The sequence below is a fragment of the Paenibacillus sanfengchensis genome (assembly GCF_036864765.1).
GTDB classification, from domain to species: Bacteria; Bacillota; Bacilli; order Paenibacillales; family Paenibacillaceae; genus Fontibacillus; species Fontibacillus sanfengchensis.
In genome coordinates this window covers 1-24,483 of sequence record NZ_JBAGJC010000002.1, presented here as the reverse complement: position 1 = coordinate 24,483, position 24,483 = coordinate 1, and the positions used below count along the sequence as shown (strand labels likewise).

Genomic DNA, 24,483 nt, shown 5'->3' with positions numbered 1-24,483 from the left:
GGGTCCTGCATTGAAAGTTGTTATTCTTGCCGGTGGTTACGGCACCCGTATAAGCGAAGAGTCTCATCTCAGACCAAAGCCAATGATTGAAATCGGTCAGAAGCCGATATTATGGCATATTATGAAGCTGTACTCTCATCACGGCTTCAATGACTTTATTATTTGTCTAGGTTATAAAGGATTCTATATCAAGGAATATTTCGCCCATTATTTTCTTCATGAATCTGATGTGACGTTTGACTTCAGGAACGACAACCAATTAATTACTCATCAGCATACGGCTGAGCCTTGGAGAGTAACTCTGGTCAACACCGGTGTCGATACCATGACTGGCGGTAGGGTGAAAAGGGTGCAGGATTACATTGGTAATGAGCCATTTATGCTGACTTACGGGGATGGAGTATCAGATGTTAACATTACTGAATTAGTTAAGCACCATAAGCTGCATGGCCGACTTGCCACTGTGACTACAGTTCAACCAAGTGGGAGATTTGGGGCTCTAGATATTACTTTAAACGATGAGGTTCGAGGGTTCCAGGAAAAACCAAAAGGGGATGGATCATGGATTAACGCTGGTTTCTTCGTATTAGAACCGACGATCTTCAATTATATTTCCTCTGACGAAACAGTTCTTGAGAAAGAGCCTTTGGAGAACCTGGCAAAAGATAACGAATTAATGGGATTTAAACATGATGGTTTTTGGCAGCCGATGGATACTTTGAGGGATAAAAATTACCTTGAAGAGCTGTGGAAAACCGGGAAAGCTCCGTGGAAGACATGGGGGAAAGAATCGGTGGATGCGCTATGATCGATGTGGATTTTTGGAAAAACAAAAAGGTATTTCTAACTGGACACACTGGTTTTAAAGGTTCATGGCTTTCTCTATGGCTAACGTCAATGGGCGCGTATGTCATCGGTTATTCTTTAGAACCAAACACAAAGCCTAGTCTTTTTGAGTTGCTGAATATAGACAGACTAATTGCAAAACATGTGATCGGGGATATTAGAGACGGAGTTTCGCTCCAATTAGCATTGCAGGAGGCGGAACCCGATATAGTCATCCATATGGCTGCCCAACCTCTGGTTAGGGAATCCTACAAAAATCCCGTTGATACTTATGCTACCAATGTGATGGGGACAGTCAACCTTTTTGAGTCCGTTAGAACCTGTACCAGTGTTTCTGTTGTCGTGAATGTAACCACGGATAAATGCTACGACAATAAGGAATGGGTTTGGGGATATAGAGAAGATGAGCCGCTTGGCGGCTATGATCCTTATTCAAGCAGCAAGGCTTGTTCGGAACTGGTGACCAGTGCTTACCGCAATTCGTTTTTCAATCATGGGGATAGATTTGTAGCCGTAGCCTCGGCCCGAGCAGGAAATGTCATTGGAGGAGGGGATTGGGCGGAAGATCGTCTGGTTCCTGATTGTATACGTTCTATTTTGTCGGGAGAGTCGATCGTCATTAGAAATCCGAATTCCATCAGGCCGTGGCAGCATGTCCTTGAACCGTTAAGCGGCTATCTACTGCTGGCTCAAAATTTATATCATCACGGAAGAGAGTATTCAAGTGCTTGGAACTTTGGTCCACGTGATGAAGATGCGAAATCCGTTGAGTGGATCGTGAAGAAAATTTGCGAGAAGTGGGGCGAAGGAGCATCTTACCAAGTCGATACGAGCCCTCAGCCGCACGAAGCCAATTATTTAAAGTTAGATTGCTCGAAAGCAATAACTTATTTAAGGTGGCAACCAAGATGGAGTCTGGAACAAGCGATTGATAAAATTATTGATTTTACTTCGGCCTATGAGAGAAATGCTGCCGATATCAAAAAAATATGCCTTAAACAGATCAATGACTACCAGAACTCATAGAAGGAGGCAACATTGAATGAAGCTTTCGGACTACGTGATCGAGTTTATTCAAAAAAAAGGCGTCTCTCATGTCTTCGAGTTCATAGGTGGAGCGATCGTTCATCTGCTGGATTCGGTTTCCTTGAGAGATGATATTGAATGCGTTTCGGTAAGACACGAGCAAGCTGGCGCATTTGCCGCGGAAGCATATGCTAGAATGAATGGGGAATTAGGGGTCGCTATGGCAACAAGCGGTCCCGGTGCCTTAAACTTATTGACTGGGATCGGAAGCTGTTATTTTGATTCGGTTCCATGTCTATTTATTACAGGTCAAGTTAACACCTATGAATACAAATTTGATAGGCCTATTAGACAAATTGGCTTTCAGGAGACGGATATAGTAAGCGTTGCAAAGTCTTTAACCAAATACGCCGAACTTGTGACCGATCCCGAAAAAATTAGATTTTATCTGGAAAAGGCGGTATACTTGGCCCAAAATGGAAGGCCAGGTCCTGTTTTATTGGATATTCCCATGAATATTCAAAGAGCGAATATTAATCCAGATGAGCTGGAAAGCTTTTTTGATAGTCAGGAATATCTTAATCAGATGAACGAAGAGCCGGTAGTTTTCGAGCAACTTGAGTATATCATTTCTTTAATCAAAGATGCTAAGAGGCCGCTGGTTCTTGTCGGTGGCGGAATTCGTCTGAGCAATGCCTGTGAACAACTGGAGCAATTCCTGGATAAGACAGGCTTGCCGCTGGCAAGTTCATTAATGGGCCTTGATGTGATTCCTCACGACAATCCGCAATACGTCGGGTTGATCGGATCGTATGGAAATCGATACAGCAACCTGGTTCTAGCAAATTCCGATTTATTGATCATCCTGGGATCCCGTTTAGATAGCAGACAGACCGGAACCAGGCCTGATACGTTTGCGCGTGCCGCTAAGAAAATCCATGTTGATATAGATTCCTTGGAACTTAATAGTAAGGTCCAGGTCGATGTTTCAATCCAGGCCGATTTGCGAAGCTTTTTAACCAGTCTTAACGATGCATTGGACAGCTATGAGAGAGCGGATATCAGTGAATGGTATGGAAAAATTAATGTTTTAAAAGAAAGATATCCAACATATTCTTTTGACCCGATCGCTAATGAGATTGAGCCTAATCGGTTTATGCAATTGCTTTCTTCGAAATGCAAGGATTTTGGATCCATTTGTTTGGATGTAGGTCAACATCAAATGTGGGCGTCGCAATCTTATAAAATCTCCAAAGGACAGCGGTTGTTAAATTCCGGAGGCATGGGTGCGATGGGGTTTGCCTTACCTGCGGCCATCGGAGCTGCTTTGGCGGATAAACGGGAAGTATTGGTTATTGCTGGAGACGGCGGAATTCAATTGAACATTCAGGAGCTGGATACAATTACGCGATTGAATCTTCCCGTGAAGATTGTCGTCCTTAACAATAGCTCTTTAGGGATGGTAAGACAGTTCCAAGATTTATATATGGATGGAAGGCAACAATCGACAGTGAACAAAAATCCGTCGTTTATTGACATTGCAAGGGCCTACGGCATTCCTTCCTATCGGGTCGATTCTAAAGAGGATCTGACTGTGATCGATGACTTTCTTTCTATACAAGGCCCCTCGTTCTTGGAAGTCATACTAAAGAAGAATACGGAGGTCCATCCTAAACTAGTAGTGAATAGACCGATTGAGGATATGTTTCCTTATTTGGAACGTGACGAACTTAAAAAGCTAATGCAGATCGATTTAGTCGAGGAAATGGAGATTCCAAAGTAGGAGAGCTGTAAGCAATGATGAATGATTTGCCTAAAAAAGTAGCCGTTTTAGGAGCTTCAGGGCATATTGGAAAGAATGTTACGGAGTTTCTTAGAGAAGACCCTGAGTATCAATTGTATTTATTCGTTAGATCTCGGGGAAAAATGGTCGATTATTTGCGAAATAATGGGTCTTTCCCGAGAAGCAACCTTAAAGTATTGCCGTTTGAGGACTTCAGGAACGGGTTATATGATGTGGTCATTAATTGCGTAGGTATCGGTAATCCGAACGAACTAACTTTAGAGCCATACCGTATCTTTCAGGTGACGGAGGAATTTGATAATCTAGTTCTCGACTATATTCGAAAGCATCCCAAAACGCTGTATATTAATTTCAGTAGCGGAGCTATTTACGGTACTGACTTTGCAGAAGCAGCCTCACAAACAAAATGTGCTTCCATCGATGTTAATCAATTGGGAATCAAAGATTATTATGGAATTTCCAAACTGCATATGGAAGCCAAACACCGTAGTTTGCCGGATCATTATATTGTCGATATCAGAATTTTTGGCTTCTTTAGCAGATACATCGATATGGGATCCCGTTTTTTTCTGACCGATGTCGTTAATAGCTTGAATGATAATAAAGCATTGATGACCAACTCGCAAGACATGGTTCGTGATTATGTGCACCCATCTGATTTGAAAGAATTGATGGAACTTTGCATTCATAAGCATTCAATCAATGCAGCGTATGATGCCTACTCGTTAGAACCTGTTACTAAGTTCGAGCTTTTGGACTACTTTATTTCAGAACATAATCTGCATGTCCAATATCGACATGATGAACCCAGCCAATCGCAATCGGTTACTGGGGCAAAAAACAATTACTACTCGATTAACAAAAGTGCGGCAGAGATAGGATATACACCAAATTACAGTTCAATGCAATGTATTGCTGATGTTGTTAACCTATTGAAAACGGGGAAATCAAATGCATAAGATAAGTATTGTAACTCCTTGCTATAATGAAGAAGAAAACGTGGAGGAGTTATACAAACAGGTAAAAAAAGTTTTTAGCCAAATCGATGATTGTTTTTATGAGCATGTATTTATTGACAATGCCTCCAAAGACAACACTGTTTCTATCTTGAAAAAAATGGCCAAAAATGACAACAATGTTAAGGTTATCCTTAATTCGCGCAACTTTGGACATATCCGCTCTCCTTACCATGCACTGCTGCAGGCTGAAGGGGATGCGGTTATTTTGCTGGTTGCAGACCTACAAGATCCTCCTGGCTTGATCAAAGATTTTATTGAAAAATGGAAAGAGGGCTATAAGGTTGTCCTAGGCGTTAAGAATGAAAGTCAAGAAAGTCCGGCTATGTTCGCGATTCGAAAAATGTACTACAATTTTATCAACAGAGTTTCTGAAATTGAATTGACGAAAAACAACACCGGATTTGGCCTGTACGATAAAAAAATTATTGAAATACTTAGGGAAATTGACGATCCTTACCCTTATTTTAGAGGGCTGATTTCCGACATCGGCTTTGAGAGCTACAAAATTAATTATGTGCAGCCAGCTAGAAAAAGAGGCATAACAAAAAATAATTTCTATACCTTGTATGACATGGCGATGTTAGGGATTACGAATCACTCCAAAATTCCTTTGCGGCTAGCTGCCATGCTTGGATTTGTGATGTCTGCGTTAAGTCTGGTCGTAGCTTTAGGGTACTTAATAGCAAAGTTGTTTTTTTGGAATTCCTTTACCATGGGAATGGCGCCTTTGATTATCGGACTTTTTTTGTTTTCGTCAGTTCAGCTTTTTTTTATTGGTATATTGGGAGAATATATTGGTTCCATTCATACTCAAGTCCTTAAACGTCCTTTAGTAGTTGAGAAAGAGCGAATAAATTTTGTGAATCACGAAGATGATATCAAACGTTCCTAAAGGGCGTGCCCAAAAAAAGCCATAATCCTGTTCGGCGGTACCGGCTCACGCCTTTATCCTTTAACTAAAGTAACTGACAAGCATCTCCTCGGAAAATACCCTATGGTTTTTCATGTCGTTCATAAGCTGAAGTAAGCAAGGGCTTACCGCTGTTCTCGTAGTCACCGACAATAGCACATGGGCGATGTCGTGAGCCTACTTGGCATCGACATGGGGGGCTTCACTTACAAGGTTCAGGACGAAGCAGGGGGGATTGCGCAGGCGGCTGGGCCTGGGCGAGTAGTTTTTAGGAAGCGAGCAAGTGCTTATGTGTTTTCTGATGATATTACTTCATACCTTGTTAATTTCAGAAATCAACAAACTGGTGTAAAATTTTTATTCATAAGTACATGATCCGCCTCGTTTTGACGTCCCCGAATTTCGAGCGAACCGAATTGTTTCTACCGAGGAAAAACCAAAGCAGTCTAAATCAGACTATGCTGTAACCGGGATGTACATGTACGATCATCATGTTTTCGAGAATTATTCAGACTCTAAAACCGTCCGCCGGGGCGAACTGGAAATCACTGATGTCAATAATGCATATATTTAACGTGGAGAGCTTTCTTTTGATGTCTTGCGAGGCTGGTGGACGGATGCGGGGAACCCACGCGTCGCTGGTGCGTTTAGTGAATTCGCCAAGGATCTAGTGTTTTGGAAGAGTTTGGGAATCTTAAGCTTTAAATAGATAGGGAGGATGCACTGAGATGAAACTCACCTCAATTAAGTTGGAAGGCGCGGCATTGCTTGAACCGGTGGTACATGGGGATCACCGGGGTTTTTTTATGGAAAGTTATAATGAAGCTGTAATGCATGGTTTAGGAGTAAATTATAAATTTATTCAAGACAATCACTCCCTTTCGGCGGAGCCAGGGGTGCTAAGAGGGCTGCATTATCAATTAAATCCCAAAGCGCAAACCAAACTGGTTCGGGTTTTGTCAGGGGCGATTTATGATGTGATTCTGGATATCCGGCGCAGTTCGCCAACGTTTGGACAATGGGTTGGAGTGATCCTGAGTGAATACAACAAACGGCAATTGTTGGTACCAAAAGGATTTGCGCACGGCTTCTGTACCCTTGTTCCGAACACCCAAGTTTTATATAAAGTGGATGAATATTATTCCCCTGAGCATGATCGCGGCATATTATGGAATGATCCGGCGTTGCAGATTGACTGGCCTGTGAGTGAACCGCAGCTGTCGGACAAGGACCGACGTCATCCGTTATTTGCAGATGCCGAGATGAACTTCAATTAGGAGGATTTAAGTCATGAAACTGCTCGTTACCGGGGGCGCCGGATTTATCGGCAGCAACTTTGTGCTATATATGCTTCAAAAGTATCCGGAATACCAAATCATCAACGTTGATGCGCTTACTTACGCTGGGAATTTGGAGAACTTGAAATCCGTTGAGAATAACCCGAATCACGTATTTGTTAAGGCGGACATTACGGATGCCGAGAAAATGAACGAGTTGATTGGGCAAGGCGTCGATGTCGTAATCAATTTTGCGGCGGAATCGCATGTGGACCGGAGTATTCTGGAGCCGGATATTTTTGTGAAGACGAATGTGCTCGGAACTCAGGTGCTGCTGGAAGCGGCAAGAAAGCATAACATTACCAAGTTTGTTCAAGTTTCCACAGATGAGGTATACGGCACACTTGGGGAAACCGGCCTGTTCACGGAAGAGACGCCACTTGCTCCGAACAGCCCATACTCTGCAAGTAAAGCAGGCGGAGATCTGTTAGTCCGGGCTTACCATGAAACATTCGGTTTGCCTGTCAATATTACGCGCTGCTCCAACAACTACGGACCTTATCAGTTCCCGGAAAAATTAATTCCGTTAATGATCTCCAAGGCTTTGAACAATGAGGCTCTTCCGGTTTACGGAGACGGGCTGAATATTCGCGATTGGCTATACGTTGAGGATCATTGCAGCGCGATAGATCTGGTGATCCATCAAGGCCGTAACGGCGAGGTTTACAATATCGGTGGTAATAACGAGCGAACAAATTTGCAAATCGTTAAAACGATTTTACAGCAGTTAGGGAAGCCTGAGTCTCTAATTACCCATGTCCAAGACCGTCCTGGTCATGACCGTCGCTACGGCATTGATCCTACGAAGACGATGAACGAGTTGGGATGGAAGCCGAAGCACTCTTTTGAGACGGGGATCAAAGAAACGATTTCTTGGTATTTGGACAATAAAGAATGGTGGACACGGATTCAGTCGGGAGCTTACCAGGAGTACTATGCAAGGCAATATGGCGAACGTCTGGGTGATCAAGCATGAACATCCTGGTGACGGGAGCAGCCGGACAGTTAGGTAAAGACGTGGTGGCTCTATTTCAGAAGGCGGGTCATACGGTTCAACCTTATGATCGAGACTCGCTCGATATTACGGATCTGGACGCTTGTTTCATGAGATTAAATAAATCGAAACCGGACGCGGTGATTCATTGTGCGGCTTATACGGCGGTCGACCAAGCAGAGCAACAAGTGGAGGCCGCATATTCCGTTAACGCTGTGGGCACCCGAAATATGGTTTTGGCCAGCGAGCGGGTAGGGGCGAAGTTTTGCTATATCAGCACCGACTACGTGTTTGATGGAACCTCGCTAAGTCCTTATCATGAGTACGATAATACAAATCCTCAGAGCATTTATGGAAAATCGAAGCGTGCTGGTGAGGTGTTGGTTCAGAGCTTGTCATCCGCTTTTTTTATTGTGCGTACTTCTTGGGTTTATGGCCTGCAGAGCAATAACTTTGTCAAAACCATGCTTAAGCTGGGGAAGGAAAGACCTGAAATTAAGGTGGTTAATGATCAGAAGGGATCACCGACATATACGGTGGATTTGGCTGGTTTTCTCTTACAGCTGGTTCAGACAGAGAAATACGGGATTTATCATGCATCCAATGCGGAGGCTTGTACCTGGTATGAATTCGCCAAAGAAATTTTCGCAGAGGCTGAAAAAATGCATCCGGGGGCTTTTCCGGTGCAGGTTCATCCGTGTACAACGGCGGATTTTCCGCGTCCGGCGCCTCGCCCGATGAATTCGGTTATGGAGCATTTGGCGATTCGCACCAATGGATTCGAGGATTTGCGGCCGTGGAAGGAAGGGCTTCGGGATTTTTTGACCCAGTACTTGCAACATCATCCCCAGAAATAGTTAGTATAAACTGACGATTATATAAATACATGGTATGCTAAAAGAACATTATCTAAGTGATAGTGTTCTTTTTTATTTTTGATAAAGGAAGCGTGCTTTTATGCCACCCAAAGTTACTGTCCAAATCGTCACCTATAACAGTTCTCATGACATAGAGATGTGCCTGAATGCGGTGATCCGTCAAACGCATCCTGTTGATGAAATAATCGTCGTGGATAATGCCTCCTCGGACAATACGGTAGAGGTAGTAAAGGCATTTTTATCAAAGAGTGAATCCCGAATTCGATTGGTCCAAAACGAACTTAACACCGGTTTTGCTCCTGCCCATAACCAGGGAATCCGGCTTTCCCAATCCGACTACATTTTGGTACTAAATCCGGATGTCGTGTTAGCTCCCGATTACATTACGCTGTTGGTAGAGGTCATGGAAGAAAAACCGGATGTAGGTAGTGCCACGGGAATGCTCGTTTTTCAGGATCATCAGGACATCATCGACAGTACAGGTCTTGTGATGAACCGGATCTGGAGAGCGTTTGACCGAGGGGCGGGGGAACCGAGACAGCAATGGAGCGATCCGGGAGAGGTATTCGGCGTCTCCGGGGCAGCGGCGATCTACTCGCGAAACATGATCGATGACATTTCGATACAGGGACAGTTCTTTGATGAGGATTTTTTTGCATACAAAGAAGATGTAGATGTGGCCTGGCGCGCCGGGCTGCTTGGTTGGAAGGCCTATTATTGCGCCGAGGCGCTCGGCATTCACAAGCGGGGCTGGAAGAAAGGCGGCAGAGGCTCCAGACCGTTGTTTATACGCCAACGCTCATTCATAAACCGGTATAAAATGATCTATAAAAACCTTTCCGGCGCAAGTTGGATGAAAAACATCCCTCAATTATTTGCCTATGAAATTATGGTACACGGATATATGCTGCTGCGAGAGCCTAAAGTGCTTGGTGCCTGGATCGATTTTTGGCGGCAACTGCCGAATCTGAAGGCGAAGCGAAAGAAACTTAAGGAGAAAGTGTCTGAACGGGAAAAAAACAAGGCTTATGAGACTTCGAAGTAAGGAACTGGTTGAACCGGTTCCTTTTCGTTATTATTAAGCCTCAACCACCATTTCCCACTCCATAATTCCCCTCCCCCTCTCACATTATGCTATAATGTCGATAGATTACTATTTTTGTCAGGAGCGTTGCTGGTGGATTTATCCATAGTTATTGTCAATTACAACACGTGCCGATTGACGTTGGATTGTCTGCAATCCGTATATGCCTCTGAAACGGGGTATCGCTTTGAGGTTATTGTGGTGGACAACCACTCGCATGATGATTCGGTGGAGCAGATTCGCGAGCAGTTTCCTCAGGTCAACCTTATCGTTAATCAGGAAAATACGGGTTTCTCTTATGCGAACAATCAAGCGATGAAAATCTCCGGCGGACGTTATATTTTGCTGCTCAACTCCGATACGATTATTCAAAAGGACACGTTACAGATCATGCTGGAGTTTATGGACAGCCACCCGGAAGTGGGGGCATCGGGCTGCAAGGTGATTTTGCCCGACGGGTCGTTGGATAAGGCCTGCAAACGAGGCTTTCCTACGCCATCCGCCTCATTTTATTATGCCTTCGGGTTTTCGAAATGGTTCCCGGATAACCCCAGATTCAACCAATACCAACTAGCTTATTTGGATCCGGATCAGGAATATCCTATCGATTGTCTGGTCGGCGCCTTTATGATGGTACGCCGGGAGGCGATCGAGCAAGTGGGCATGTTGGACGAGGATTTTTTTATGTATGCGGAGGATACGGACTGGTGTTATCGGATCAAGGAGGCCGGATGGGTCAATTATTACTATCCGCGAACCACGATCGTTCACTACAAGGGAGGCAGCGCGCCTCGCAGACCGTTAAAAATCATTTACGAATTTCATCGATCCATGGTGTTGTTCTATAATAAACATTATAGGAAGAAATACAATCCTTTGGTAAGTGCAACCATCTACGCGGGGATTGGTGTACAATTTATGATGGCGGTTGTCAAATCCGCGCTTTCATTCCCGCTCAAGGGAAGCAAGAAACCGGAATCCCTGGCGACAAGATCGGATAAGGATTCAGGGGTGGGGATGAACTAACGCCTTCAGGCAATCCATTTGTTTAGCAATGCTTTTTGGGGAGTGTAGAAATGAGTTCGTCGGTATCCATGAATAATAAAATAAATTCAACCAACCTGTTAATTGCGGAGAATATTTCAATGTACAAAAAACGGACCCTTCGTTTGGAGATGTTTCTCAATGTGGTCTTGATTGGACTGGAATACCTCTTCTATATCTGCAGTTTTTTGCTGCTGTTCTTTATCCGGGTTCTTCCCGATTATAAAATCGACAGCATCACTGATCTGTTCAATCACTGGGAAACCCTGCCGGTGGGAAGAGACTATCTGCTTTTGTTGGGTGTAATCTTTACCATCTACGCCATTTATACGACCCATCACGGGCTTTACAAGTGGGATCGGGATATCAGAATTATCGATGACACCATCCAAGCGGGAAAAGCCGTCTTCTTTTCCTTCTTAATTGCCCTCGGCCTCATCTTTTTCTTGAAAACAGGGGTCAACTACTCTCGCTTGGTTATTTTCTCTTTTGCGGTCTTGATCGTGGTCAGCGCCTTTATTTCGCGCCTGTTGCGCCAGGGAGTTATGATACTCTTAACCCGCAATAATATTTACAGCAAGAATGTGTTGATTATCGGCGCCGGGCGGATAGGCGAGGAAATCAGAGATAACCTGTTTAGCGGGAAGACGAACGGATACCGGTTTATTGGTTTTTTGGATGATTATAAAAAGGATTCGGAACAGGTTATCGGAGCGATTGATCAGGTGGAGAGGCTGCTTCAGCAGTACGAAATCCATGAAATTTACATTACGATTCCCTCCGAACGAAATGTCATTAACAATATGATCACAAGAATCCGCAAGTATGATGTTCGCATCAAAATCATTCCGGAAATGTTCGAAATGGTTACGTCGGGTGTCGTGTTTGACCAAGCCTATGAGTATCCCTGCATTGAGATCGTTAAGACACCTTTGCGGGGGCTTAATCTGATTTTAAAAAGAGCTTCGGATTTGGTACTTTCCGCATTAGGCCTGATTCTGATTTCTCCTTTACTGCTCGTTGTAGCTATATGTATCAAGCTGGACAGTAAGGGACCTGTGATTATTAAACAGCGGCGTATCGGTAAAAATGGTGCTCCGTTCAACATGTATAAATTCAGATCCATGGTGGAGAATGCCGAGCAGCTCCAGGTAGAGTTGATAACGCAAAATGAGGCGGATGGCCCGGTGTTTAAAATAAAAAACGATCCTCGCGTGACAAGAGTGGGGCGAGTTATCCGCAAATATTCCATTGATGAGTTGCCGCAACTCCTCAATGTCGTACTCGGCCATATGAGTCTGGTCGGCCCGCGTCCCCCGCTTCCGAAGGAAGTGGAGAAATATACGGACTACGAATGGCGCCGTCTGGATATCCGACCCGGAATTACGGGGCTTTGGCAAATTAACGGCAGAAGCGACCTGCCTTTTGAAGAATGGGTGAAGCTGGACTTATACTATATTGAACACTGGAGCTTTGGCTTGGAAATGAAAATCCTCTTTAAAACCCTGCCGATCGTCATTAAAGGTACGGGAGCTTATTGAATAACCGACCGCACTTTAAAAGCCTGCAAGACTCTCCCCTGAGTCTGCGGGCTTTTTTACGTTTATTAGTTAATAAGGCTCAAGCCCAATCCCGGACAATATCACCATAAAAGGGGGCAACACAACATGACCCGAAAACCCCTGCATTACGCGTTATTATTTGCGGGCCTCGCTATACTCTTGCTTTTCACCCTCTCCCGGCCGCAGGCTGCAACACCGACACCGTCGACCCCGGGGTTTCAGGCGCATCGGGTGGTGGCGCACGCCATGGGCGGAATCGAGGGGCTGACGTATACGAACAGCTATGAAGCTTTTATTGCCAACTATGAAAAGGGCACCCGCGTCTTCGAAGCGGACCTTCTGATCAGCAAGGATGACCAACTGATTGCCCGGCATGAATGGGGCGAGAAATTTACGGAGATGCTGGGCCAGGAGGAAATAGTCGATCCCTCCGACCGCGGGGCGGTGTGGAGTTACCATGAATTCAAGGAGGCCAAAATCCTGGGCCGATATGAACCTTTGGGCTGGAAAGATATTCTCGATTTGATGGAGCGCTATCCCGATATATACGTGGTCACCGATACCAAACAGATTGAACCGGAGGAGTTTGAGCGGATATACAGCAAAATTGTCCAAAGCGCCAAAAAACGGGATGCATCCCTGCTGGATCGCATTGTACCGCAAATTTACAGTCGGGCGATGTGGGAGGAGGTGGAGCGGCTGCATTCTTTTGAGCAGGTGATTTATACGCTCTATCAATCCGAGGATACGGATGAGCAGGTCGTCGAATTTGCCAAGGAAAAGCGGCTCGCCGCCGTCACGATGTCGGAAACCCGGGCCACCGAAAAACTCGTCTCCGCTCTGAACAGCATCGGGGTCCCATCCTATGTGCACACCGTGAATGACCCCCGAAGCATTGCCCAATTTAAGCGGATGGGCGTGTATGGATTCTATTCCGATTTTTTGAGCGAGCAGGATGCCGCCCGTGCCGGGTGGACCGCTTATCTTGGATTTTAAGAGTGCGCTGCCGCGAGGGGCGCATCTTTTTTTGTTCGCCTCCGATGCGAACATTGACAGTCCCCCTGGGGTAACTTAGACTAGAAATGTTATGATATACAGCACTGTGAAAAAAGCGGCATAAACTGCATGCGGGGCGGGAAAGAGGCCCCGTTTTTCGCGACCATATAGGGAGCTGAATCGGTTGGAAAGGCTTGGTGGATGGGGTGTTAAAACAGCAGCAAAGCCGGCCATTCTGGCGGCATGTTTTTAAATTGGATCCGGATCGCATACTGACGGACGAAGCGTTGGAAGCCGTATGCTTGTCCGGAAGCGATGCGATCATGGTGGGTGGATCCAGCGGGGTCACCTATGAGAATACCGTGGATCTTTTGTCCCGGATTCGTCAATACGAGATCCCCTGCGTGCTTGAGGTGTCCGACCTGGAGGCCGTCGTGCCGGGATTCGATCTGTACCTGATTCCGATGGTCCTGAACACCGGGCAAAGCGACTGGCTGGTCGGACAGCATGCCCGGGCGGTGGAGCAATACGGTTACATGATCCCGTGGGACATGCTCGTGCCGGAAGGCTACATCGTGCTGAATCCCGATTCCACCGTCGCCCGGATCACGTCCGCGGATACGCGGCTGGAGGCCGCGCAAGCCGCCGCTTACGCGCAGGTCGCGGACAAGCTGCTCCACCTGCCGATCGTGTACGTGGAGTACAGCGGGACGTTCGGCGATCTTGAGCTGGTGGCGGACGTCCGCCGCTCGCTGGATGAAGCCCGCCTGTTTTACGGCGGCGGCATTGCGGATGCGGAGTCGGCTCGGAGGGCGGCCGCCGTCAGCGACACGATCGTCGTCGGCAACGCGGTGTACACCGATCTAGACCGGGCGCTTGAAACGGTGCGGGCGGTGCAAAGCAACGCTGAGGCTTTCTAGCAACGGACATAATAGCTGCTATTCCCCCTCAAAAGGGCTTTTTCCCACTCTAACGGACATAACAGCCGCTATTTGTTTGAAACTGGGTTACTCTGACACGGATGAAGGTAATTAGGCGCTATTATTTCCGTTAAAATTTAGAAAAGGCGTTTTAATACAAAATAGCGGCTACTGCTTCCGTTAAAATTCACGCGGGATCGTATTCAACTTCCCGGCTGTTCCGGCAGTCGGAACGCAAATCAAGAAAGGAGCATTATTTCTATGCAACCTGTTAATATACAAGAGGCGGTCGCCCGTCTGAACCCGCAGCAGCGGGAAGCCGTCATCACGACGGAAGGGCCGCTGCTGATCATGGCCGGCGCGGGCAGCGGCAAGACGCGCGTGCTGACGCACCGCATCGCTTACCTGATCGCCACCCGCAAGGCGCCGCCTTGGGCCATTCTGGCGATCACCTTTACCAACAAGGCCGCGCGCGAGATGCAGGACCGCGTATCCCGCCTCGTCGGCGGCTCGGATGGCCGGGACATTTGGGTGTCCACCTTCCACTCCATGTGCGTGCGGATCTTGCGGCGCGATATCGAGCGCATCGGTTTTACGTCGAATTTTTCCATCCTGGACTCAACCGACCAGCTCTCCGTGATCCGCAATATTATGAAGGAGCTGAACATCGACACGAAGAAATTCGAGCCGAAGGCCGTTCAGTCGATGATCAGCACCGCCAAGAACGAACTGATCACACCGCAGCAGTATGAACAGAAGATCGGAGACTTTTTCGAAGGGATCGTCGCCAAAGTCTACACGATGTATCAAAAGCGGCTCCGCAGCAACAACTCGCTCGATTTCGACGATTTGATCATGAAGACGATCGAGCTGTTCAAGGAAACGCCGGAGGTGCTGGATTTTTACCAGAAAAAATTTCAGTACATCCACGTCGACGAATACCAGGACACCAACCGGGCGCAATATATGCTGTGCCGGATGCTGGCCGACAAACATCACCGCATCTGCGTCGTCGGGGACAGCGACCAGTCGATTTACCGCTGGCGCGGGGCGGATATCACCAATATCCTCAATTTCGAGCAGGATTATCCGGAAGCGACGACGATCATGCTCGAGCAGAACTACCGTTCCACCGCGACGATTCTGAACGCGGCCAACGGGGTGATCGGGCGAAACACGGGACGGAAGCCGAAGAAGCTGTGGACCGACAAAGGTGAAGGCGACAAGATCAAGGTGTACCGGGCGGATTCGGAGCATGATGAGGGGTATTTTGTCACATCGGAGATATCCAACAACATCAAGGCGGGCAAAAAATACCGCGATCACGCCATCCTCTACCGGACCAACGCGCAATCCCGGGTCATCGAGGAAATTCTCATCAAATCGGATATCCCGTACCAGATTGTCGGGGGCATCAAGTTCTACGATCGCAAAGAAATCAAGGACCTGCTCGCTTACCTGCGGCTGTTGTCCAACCCTGACGACGATATCAGCTTAATCCGGATCATTAATGTGCCCAAAAGAGGCATCGGCGATACGACGGTCGGCAAACTGGCCGACGCGGCGGCACAGCGGGGAGTATCCATTTTCCGCGTGCTGGAGACGGTCGACGATCTCGGCATCGCGGGGCGTACGCGCAACGCGCTGGTCGAGTTTTACGATATGATCGCGGCGCTGCATCAAATGGTGGAGTATCTCTCCGTCACCGAGCTGACCGAGAAATTGCTGGAGATGACGCAGTATCGGCTGGAGCTGCAGAACGAGAATACGATCGAATCGCGGTCCCGCCTCGAAAATATTGATGAATTCCTGTCGGTAACCATGGAATTTGAGAATAATAATGAAGATAAGTCGCTCGTTTCCTTCCTGACCGACCTCGCGCTGATCGCCGATATCGACAGCATGAACGATAACAGTGACGCCGAGAAGCAGAACGACGACGCGGTCGTGCTCATGACGATGCACAGCGCCAAGGGCCTGGAGTTCCCGGTCGTGTTCATCGTCGGGATGGAAGAAGGCGTGTTCCCGCACAGCCGGGCGTTCCTCGACAACGAGGAGCTGGAGGAGGAGCGCAGGCTGGCTTATGTCGGTATTACCCGGGCCGAGGAGAAGCTGTTCCTGTCCTGCGCCCAGATGCGCACCCTGTTCGGCCGGACCACCGCCAACCCGCCTTCGCGGTTTCTGGATGAGATTCCGGAGGAACTCAAGGAAGATACGGGCATCGCGCGCGATCGGTACCGCCGGGGGGCGGGGATCGGCGGCGCGTACAGCGGCCGCGGCTTCGGCGGCGGCGGCGGAAGCAACTTCGGCCACCGCGGCGCGGCCGAAGCTCCCGCCTCGCGGCCGGCGGCGGGCGGCCGCAGCGGCGTCACCATGACGGTGGGCGCCTCCGGGTCGTCCGCCATGGCTAAGCCGCCGGGGTCAACCGATCCCGGCGAATTCCAGGCCGGCGACAAAGTGTCGCACGGCAAATGGGGCATCGGCACCATCGTTTCGATCAACGGCTCCGGCAATAATACGGAGCTGACGATCGCTTTTCCGGCGCCGATCGGCTTGAAGCGCCTGCTCGCCAGCTTTGCCCCGATCACGAAGGTGACCGAGGGCTAAGGAGCCATCATCAATACGCGGAGGGCCCCTGAACCGAATTTCAGGTCGGTCCCTCCGTCCTACATATAAGGAGGGTTGTCCCTGCATGGATAAAATGCAAAGAATGGAACAGCTTGTAGAGCAGTTAAGCCAGTATAACTATCATTACTACACCCTGGACCAGCCGCTCGTCAGCGACAAGGAGTACGATCTGCTGTACGACGAATTGACCGCGCTGGAGGCAGAAACCGGGATAACGCTTCCCGATTCGCCCACGGGACGGGTCGGCGGCGATTTGCTGCAGGGCTTTAAGCCCCATCGCCATCTGGCCCCGCTGTGGAGTCTGGATAAAGCGCAGAACGAGGAGCAGCTGATCAACTGGAACAATCGGGTGCAGCGGTTGATTGCCGACTACAACAGCAAGAACCCCGATACGCCGTTGCCGGCGCCAACCTATGTCGTGGAGCTTAAATTCGACGGCCTGACGTTGAATCTCACTTACACGGACGGCAAGCTGGTTCAAGCCTCGACCCGGGGCAACGGGGTGGTCGGGGAAGGCATTCTGGCCCAGGTCAAAACGATAAAATCGGTACCGTTGACCATTCCATTCACCACGGGGACGATCGAAGTTCAGGGCGAAGGCATTATGAATTTGTCCGTGCTCGCCAAATATAACGAGACGGCCGCCGAGCCTTTAAAGAATGCGCGGAACGCCGCAGCCGGGGCGCTGCGCAATTTGAATCCGCGGACGACGGCGGAGCGGAAGCTGAACGCTTTTTTCTATAACGTCGGTTATTCCGATGGGATTCGGTTTGCCAGTCATCAGGAAATGGTGGCCTTCCTCAAGGAGAACCGATTCAAGGTCAACCCGCATGTCACGTATCACGACAGCTTTCAAGAGGTCATCGACATCCTCCATACCATTGTGGAAAAACGTTCCTCGCTGGATTACCTGATCGACGGGGCCGTCATCAAAATCACCGACATGCGCACCCGCGAAGTGCTCGGCTATACGGATAAATTCCCGCGCTGGGCGGTCGCCTTCAAGTTTGAGGCGGAGGAGACGACCACGGTGCTGGAGTCCGTGACCTGGAACGTCGGCCGCACCGGCAAAATCACGCCGCTGGCCAGAGTCGAACCGGTCGAACTCGCGGGGGTTACCGTGCAAAATTGCACGCTCAACAACGTCGGCGATATCGAGCGCAAAAACTTGAAATTTGCCCTGGGCACCCGGGTATTTATCCGCCGCTCGAACGATGTCATTCCGGAGATCCTCGGAAAGGTGACCGAAGAACAGGACGGCGGGGAGATCGTCTACCCGGTAAACTGCCCGGCCTGCGGCTTCCCGCTGGAACAGCGCGGCGCCCACCTGTTCTGCAACAACCGGCTGGACTGCAAGCCGCAGATCGTCAGCCGGATTACGCACTTCGCGTCCCGCGACGCGATGGACATCGAAACGTTCAGTGAGAAAACCGCCGAACAACTTCACGATGAGCTGAACGTCCACGAGCCCGCCGAGCTTTACACGCTTGCATTTGAGGATTTGATCAAGCTGGAGCGGTTCGGCGAGAAGAAAGCTAACAACCTGCTGAAGGCGATTGAGGAGAGCAAGGGACGGGACCTGGCTTCGTTCTTGTATGCGCTCGGCATCCCGAACACCGGAAAATCGACGACCAAAGTATTGGCCGATCATTACCGGGATCTGACCAAAATTATGAACGCCACGGTAGAGGAACTGACGGAGCTGCCGGATATCGGCGGGATTGTGGCCGAGAGCATTGTGTCCTTTTTTGCCGATCCGTTTATGCAGGCCGGTATCCATAAGATGCTGTCCCTTGGCGTAGAGGCGAAACCTCCGAAACAGGCGGCTCCGGTGACGGATTCGTTCTTCACCGGCAAAACCGTCGTACTCACAGGTACGCTTCATCAGCTCGGCCGGGACGAAGCCACGGCGCGGCTTGAAGCGCTAGGCGCCAAAGTGACCGGCAGCGTATCGAAGAAGACGGACCTGGTCATCGCCGGGGAGAAGGCCGGCAGCAAGCTGGCCAAAGCCCAGGAACTGGGCATTCCCGTGATCGAAGACGAGAATGAATTTATCAAGCTATTGAACGGACAGAGCGAATAACTCCATATCGAAGTGTGGGGATAAATCCCGGGAGACGGTGCATGTCATATGTGCCGACCGCCCGGGATTTTTTTTGCTAAAGTTTGTTGCCTTATAGTGATACTGGTCATTGAACTATCGGCCCTTTTCCTTTCATGATGATTAGATCGGGGAGTTAGCGAGTCTTTCTCTCGAAATGAAGATGAAGAAGGATGGGATGTTGTTGATGGAAATCGGTCTCGGATGGAAGCCTTCACGGTTTAATGCGCAAAGCGAATGCGATGACGGAGGATTGGTGCTGTACAACAGTTATACCGGGGCGGTAGCCTCCTTCTCCGCGGAGGAACGCGGCGGGGTATTGGCATGCCTTCGGCCGGGGGAGCCGCCATCCGGCCCGGTTCCGGAGCTGCACGCGTTGCTCGTCGAGCAGGGCTTTTTGGTCAGGGAGGACACGGATGAGCAGCGCAGAGCCTTGTTTCTGCATCAATCCCTGCATGCGGCGGATGCGATGCACCTGGTTCTTTTGGCCACCGAGGCGTGCAACTTCCGCTGCACCTATTGCTATGAATCCTTCCCGCGGGGAGCGATGCGCCAGGAAGTGTTGGAAGGCTTGGAGGCTTATATCGCGAACCGGAGCAAAACGTTAAGCCGGCTGACGATCAGCTGGCATGGCGGCGAACCGCTGTTGGTCCCGCATCTCATCGAGAGGCTGTCGCGTTCCTTTATCGCATCCTGTGAAGCGAACGGCGCCGTTTATGAGGCGGAAATGTCCACCAACGGGTACTTCCTCACGCGTGAACGGCTGAGACAGATGCTGGATTTGCATGTTGGGCGTTTTATGGTCACGCTGGACGGGGAAGAGGAGGTCCATGATCGTCGCAGGGGGCTTCATGGCGGCGGCGGAACATACCGCACAATTGTGAACAACCTGCTCTCGCTGAAGGACGTTGACCGCCCCTTTGAAATCAATCTCCGCGTTAATTTTGATAACAGCAATCTCGAAGCGGTTTCCAGCTTTATCCCCGTACTGCGCGATCTGTTTGCGGACGATTCGCGGTTTAAAGTTTATTTTCGTCCCGTCGGCTGTATGGGGGGAGAGAACGATCTTAATCTTCCGGTATGCGACGAGCGTACCAAGGACCAAAAGATATGGGAGTTCAACGAAATAGCCCTTGCCGAAGGGCTGGAAGTCAGTTCGTTTATCTCGGATATTTTGCTGCCGACCGGGGCCATTTGCTACGCGGCGAAACCGAACTCTTTAATTGTCGGTTCCGATGGTGTGCTGTACAAATGCTCCGTTGCGCTGGATCAGGACAACAATCAGCTTGGCCGGATTTACCGGGACGGCGCGCTTGAACTGGATTACGACAAGCTGGCCCTGTGGACGACCTCGGGGGAGGAAACGGATGAAGCCTGCCGTGCGTGCTTTTTCCGACCTGCTTGCCAGGGGAATCATTGTCCGCTCTATCGAATGCGTACCGGTCAGCGTCCCTGTTCTTACGAGAAAAGGCAGATCAAACAGACGCTGCGCACGATCTGGCTGCAAAACGAAAGCAAGCAGGCGAGCTTCATGAAGTAAGCCGCCAGCATCTAATAAAAGGAGGTGAGAGCCATGAAAGTTATCCGTCCCGCAGCCCAGCCTGCGCTTGTAAAAACGGGCCGTGTATCGAAGTCGGTACCGGGAAATTTGAGCTGATGTCCCTTCTTACTGCTCAGCATCCTCTGCCTTCGCGGCAGGGGATTTTTTTATTTAGTATTGGAAAAATATTACGAAAAGTGTAACTTTCATTTCCTTTCAAGCGTTATAAGGTTGGAATGCTATCATTTCGAATCTATTTTACAGGGGGTAATGATAATTTTTAGAAAGCTACATAAGCCGCTGATCCTGTTCATCGTGTGCTTGTTGGCGGCGGGTTGTGCGAACACGGGGAATCAGGCGAAAAGTGAGCAGCGAACGCTCAAAGTCATGTTCGGGGATGAAGGCTATTTCTATCAAACCTACGGCGATTTGTTTGCCATGAGATATCCGAATGTGAACATAGAAGTTGTAAGCATGCAAAGTCTCTATAACGGCGAAGAGAAAGATCCGAAAAAGGCTCTGAAGGAGCTCGTGGAAAAGGAGCAGCCCGATATTTTAATGCTCGACAACGACAGTTACAGTACCCTGGCTTCCGAGGGGCTTTTGATGGATTTAGAGACGTTGATAGACCGTGAAAAATTTGACACGGCATCGTTCTTCCCGGGGATGGTGGAGACGTTGAGGGAACAAGGCGGCGGTAAGCTTTATGGCCTGTCCCCTTCCTTTCGTGCGAATGTGATTTACTACAATGCGGACCTGTTTGCGAAATACGGTGTTGAAGTGCCGCATGATGGCATGACCTGGCAGGATATTATCGATACCGCCCGCCGGTTCCCGACCGATGGGGACGAGAAAAGCCGGGTCTATGGTTTCGGAGGCGATTATGGCTTTCAGCTCCAAGACATGGTCGGCATGATCGCGCGTACCCATGGAATCAAGGAAGTGGACCCGAAAACCAAGAAAGTCACCGTGAATACGGAAGGCTGGAAGAAAGCCTATCAACTCGCGCTGGATGCCGTGGAATCCAAAGCGATATACAATCCGCAGGATGGAGGCTTTCAAGGCGGAACCATGGAAGAGTTCTATCAGAGCCAACCTTTTCTCATGGGACGCATGGCAATGACCACGGACAGCTCTAATTTTCTTCAAAACTTAAAAGAAGCCAAAGGCCGGATAAAGGGTTATAAACCGTTCCAGCTTGGCATCGTTGCGGGACCGGTGGATCCGGCCAGACCGGATGAAACGCGGGGGGTCTATTTCAACCGCATTTTATCGATCCGGGCGAACACACCAAATGTCGAAGCGGCCTGGGATTTTATGGGGTTCGTCCATGGCGAGGAATTTGCCAAAATTAAGTCGCGAACATTGAATGAGGGGATGCTCACCCGGATGGGGTATACGAAAGAATTTGACGGTGTCAGCCTGGATGCTTTTTATAAGCTGAAGCCAAGCGCCGAGAGCACGCCGCTGTCGTCGGAAGATGAGATTCCTTCGGAGTTCTACGAGCAATACTATTCTATCCTTTCACGGGAGATCGGACTGCTTGAGAAGAAGAGCAAATCCGTGGATGACGTGCTGAAAACCATTGAGCAGGAAGGTCAGGTTCAGTTGGACAAAGCGCTCAAGGATAAGCAGAACAAGAAGAACAAAGAAGGCAATTAAGTTAAATATAAGGAGGGTGTAACTTGAAAGGTAAAAAATTTAACAAGCTTCTGCTGCTGGCTTTGAGTGCTGTAATGGTGCTGGTGAGTGGTTGTAATCCGGGGCCGAGCAAACAGGCGGAAACCCAGCGTGTGATCAAAGTGATGTATTATGATGAGAGCTATTTTTTTCAGCAGTATGGGGATCTGTTTACGATGGAGCATCCTAATGTTGATATTGAAGTGGTTAATACGCAATCCATTTACAGCGGCGAGGAAGTTAAGGATTATAACAAGGCACTTATGGACTTCATCGAAAAAGAGCAACCTGACGTGGTGATGTTGAATCCTGAAACCTATGGCAAGATGGCCAATGAAGGCAAATTAATGGAACTGGACACGCTGATCGACCGGGACAAATATAATACCGAAACGATTTATCCCGCGCTGCTCGAGATGCTGAAGGAAAAGGGCAACGGTAAGCTGTACGGCTTGAGTCCGACATTTAGTGGAAATGCCATTTTTTATAATGCCGATCTTTTCAAAAAATATGGGGTTGAGCCACCTCACGATGGGATGACTTGGCAAGAAGTACTTGAGCTTGCGCGCCGTTTCCCTGCGGAGGGAGATGAGAAGACCCGGGTTTACGGTTACGGTGCGGATTATGCCACAACGTTTGTCCAATTGGGTCAGCAGATCGCGGCTGCGGAAGGATTGTCAGTCTTTAATAAGGATACATTAAAAGTGACGATCGACACGGATTCCTGGAAAAAGGCTTATCAGACTGCTTTGGACGCCACGAATTCGGGGGCGGTATATAACCCGAAAGACGGCGGTTTCCAAGGTGGATCTATGGAAGAGTACTATAAGAGCCAAATGTTCTTGATGGGTCGCATCGCGCTCACGGTGGGCAACACGTATATCCTTCAAAGCATTAAAGAAGTCAAAGGGGCATTGAAGGATTATAAGCCATTTGAGCTCGGAATGGTGGCAGGACCGGTTGATCCGGCCAACCCGGAAACGACCCGGAGCATTTACTTCAACGAAATTTTAGGTATCCGCGCCGGCTCGCCGAATGCGGATGCAGCCTGGGATTTTATCAAGTTTATCAACGGGGAAGATTACGCGAAGGTGAAATCGAGATCTTTAAATAACGGGCTGCTCTCCCGTATGGGTTTCAGCAAGGAATTCGATGGACATAGCCTTGATGTTTTCTATAAGTTGAAACCGAAAGTTTCGGACGATGACTATTCTTTGTCGGAAAAAGTTCCGACTGAGTTCTACCAACAATTTGATTCGATCATGCAGCGTGAACTTGGCTTGGTTCAAGACAAGAAAAAGTCGCTGGATGACGCCTTGAAGGCTGCGCAACAGGAAGCCCAAGTCACACTGGACAAGGCGGTCAAAGATAAAGAAGCGAAGAAAGACAAAGAAGGCGCGGCTGGCGCAGGAGAAGGCACAAAGTAAAATAAGTTGAAAGAGCATTATCGGAAGGTTGGTCCCGGGGGAGTTGCGGGATCGGCCTTCTTTTATTTATGTGGTAAAATATACCTGTTGCCAAACTGGCGAGGTCGTGATAAATTATTATTTGTCGCTTCGAGAGAATGCTTGCTGAACAGCTTGCGATTTAAAAAAAGAAGTTGACAGCGAAGTTAATCTTTGATATAATAGGTAACTGTTCGACAAAAGTTGATTGATCATTAAATCGCTTTTAGCGAACCAGTCAAGTTCTTTGAAAACTGAACAAATGGAACACGTCAATTTAGATGATTTTTAAAATCGTCAGATTCAAAATGAGCTATCAGCTTATTCAATGAGTTTCAACTTTATTGGAGAGTTTGATCCTGGCTCAGGACGAACGCTGGCGGCGTGCCTAATACATGCAAGTCGAGCGGACTTGATGGAGTGCTTGCACTTCTGATGGTTAGCGGCGGACGGGTGAGTAACACGTAGGCAACCTGCCCGTAAGACTGGGATAACTACCGGAAACGGTAGCTAATACCGGATAATTTATCTTGCCGCATGGCGGGATAATGAAAGGCGGAGCAATCTGTCACTTACGGATGGGCCTGCGGCGCATTAGCTAGTTGGTGGGGTAACGGCTCACCAAGGCGACGATGCGTAGCCGACCTGAGAGGGTGAACGGCCACACTG

18 protein-coding genes, 1 rRNA gene and 1 pseudogene are annotated in these 24,483 nt (G+C 48.8%); all 20 read left to right on the top strand.

The features are described 5' to 3' along the window. The first annotated feature begins 10 nt into the window (after positions 1–10). Positions 11–808, top strand: coding sequence for a glucose-1-phosphate cytidylyltransferase (gene rfbF / locus V4U84_RS03620; protein WP_334072096.1), 798 nt, complete (start codon positions 11–13; stop codon positions 806–808). After that, positions 805–1,872, top strand: coding sequence for a CDP-glucose 4,6-dehydratase (rfbG, locus tag V4U84_RS03615; RefSeq protein ID WP_334072095.1), 1,068 nt, complete (start codon positions 805–807; stop codon positions 1,870–1,872). Before rfbF ends, rfbG begins: the two co-directional genes overlap by 4 nt. 16 nt (positions 1,873–1,888) lie before the next feature. Then, positions 1,889–3,655, top strand: a complete 1,767-nt coding sequence (locus tag V4U84_RS03610) for a thiamine pyrophosphate-binding protein (protein ID WP_334072094.1) — start codon at positions 1,889–1,891, stop codon at positions 3,653–3,655. Positions 3,656–3,669: 14 nt separating this feature from the next. Next, complete coding sequence (locus tag V4U84_RS03605) at positions 3,670–4,635, top strand: NAD-dependent epimerase/dehydratase family protein (protein ID WP_334072093.1); 966 nt, start codon at positions 3,670–3,672, stop codon at positions 4,633–4,635. Further along, positions 4,628–5,587 (top strand): glycosyltransferase, encoded by a 960-nt coding sequence (locus V4U84_RS03600; RefSeq protein ID WP_334072092.1) that lies wholly within the window; start codon positions 4,628–4,630, stop codon positions 5,585–5,587. The genes V4U84_RS03605 and V4U84_RS03600 overlap by 8 nt, the downstream gene beginning before the upstream one ends. Before the next feature lie 21 nt (positions 5,588–5,608). After that, positions 5,609–6,310, top strand: a pseudogene (locus tag V4U84_RS03595) (sugar phosphate nucleotidyltransferase). Positions 6,311–6,333: 23 nt separating this feature from the next. After that, on the top strand, positions 6,334–6,882 hold the full coding sequence (gene rfbC / locus V4U84_RS03590) for a dTDP-4-dehydrorhamnose 3,5-epimerase (protein ID WP_334072091.1): 549 nt from the start codon (positions 6,334–6,336) through the stop codon (positions 6,880–6,882). A 13-nt stretch (positions 6,883–6,895) separates the two neighbouring features. Next, entirely contained in the window at positions 6,896–7,918 is a 1,023-nt protein-coding gene (gene rfbB / locus V4U84_RS03585; RefSeq protein WP_334072090.1) for a dTDP-glucose 4,6-dehydratase, read from the top strand. Next, positions 7,915–8,793, top strand: coding sequence for a dTDP-4-dehydrorhamnose reductase (rfbD, locus tag V4U84_RS03580; protein WP_334072089.1), 879 nt, complete (start codon positions 7,915–7,917; stop codon positions 8,791–8,793). The genes rfbB and rfbD overlap by 4 nt, the downstream gene beginning before the upstream one ends. A gap of 100 nt (positions 8,794–8,893) precedes the next feature. Further along, positions 8,894–9,859 (top strand): glycosyltransferase family 2 protein, encoded by a 966-nt coding sequence (locus tag V4U84_RS03575; RefSeq protein WP_334072088.1) that lies wholly within the window; start codon positions 8,894–8,896, stop codon positions 9,857–9,859. A 132-nt stretch (positions 9,860–9,991) separates the two neighbouring features. Beyond that, positions 9,992–10,924: a glycosyltransferase family 2 protein gene (locus tag V4U84_RS03570; protein ID WP_334072087.1), complete on the top strand. Its 933-nt coding sequence runs from the start codon at positions 9,992–9,994 to the stop codon at positions 10,922–10,924. A 119-nt stretch (positions 10,925–11,043) separates the two neighbouring features. Further along, a complete protein-coding gene (locus tag V4U84_RS03565; RefSeq protein WP_334072086.1) occupies positions 11,044–12,483 on the top strand; it encodes a sugar transferase in 1,440 nt (479 codons plus the stop codon). 126 nt (positions 12,484–12,609) lie between these two features. After that, positions 12,610–13,500 (top strand): phosphatidylinositol-specific phospholipase C/glycerophosphodiester phosphodiesterase family protein, encoded by an 891-nt coding sequence (locus V4U84_RS03560; protein ID WP_334072085.1) that lies wholly within the window; start codon positions 12,610–12,612, stop codon positions 13,498–13,500. Positions 13,501–13,706: 206 nt separating this feature from the next. Then, positions 13,707–14,420: a heptaprenylglyceryl phosphate synthase gene (gene pcrB, locus V4U84_RS03555; RefSeq protein ID WP_334076781.1), complete on the top strand. Its 714-nt coding sequence runs from the start codon at positions 13,707–13,709 to the stop codon at positions 14,418–14,420. A gap of 261 nt (positions 14,421–14,681) precedes the next feature. Then, the gene (pcrA, locus tag V4U84_RS03550; RefSeq protein WP_334072083.1) at positions 14,682–17,027 is read left to right on the top strand and encodes a DNA helicase PcrA; all 2,346 of its coding nucleotides are present in this window, start codon (positions 14,682–14,684) and stop codon (positions 17,025–17,027) included. Between the two features lie 85 nt (positions 17,028–17,112). Then, complete coding sequence (gene ligA, locus V4U84_RS03545) at positions 17,113–19,131, top strand: NAD-dependent DNA ligase LigA (protein ID WP_334072082.1); 2,019 nt, start codon at positions 17,113–17,115, stop codon at positions 19,129–19,131. A gap of 175 nt (positions 19,132–19,306) precedes the next feature. After that, positions 19,307–20,689: a radical SAM/SPASM domain-containing protein gene (locus V4U84_RS03540; RefSeq protein WP_334072081.1), complete on the top strand. Its 1,383-nt coding sequence runs from the start codon at positions 19,307–19,309 to the stop codon at positions 20,687–20,689. A 270-nt stretch (positions 20,690–20,959) separates the two neighbouring features. Then, a complete protein-coding gene (locus tag V4U84_RS03535; RefSeq protein WP_334072080.1) occupies positions 20,960–22,351 on the top strand; it encodes an ABC transporter substrate-binding protein in 1,392 nt (463 codons plus the stop codon). A gap of 23 nt (positions 22,352–22,374) precedes the next feature. Then, positions 22,375–23,796, top strand: coding sequence for an ABC transporter substrate-binding protein (locus V4U84_RS03530; RefSeq protein ID WP_334072079.1), 1,422 nt, complete (start codon positions 22,375–22,377; stop codon positions 23,794–23,796). A gap of 359 nt (positions 23,797–24,155) precedes the next feature. Then, positions 24,156–24,483 (top strand): 16S ribosomal RNA (locus tag V4U84_RS03525); the annotation flags it as partial.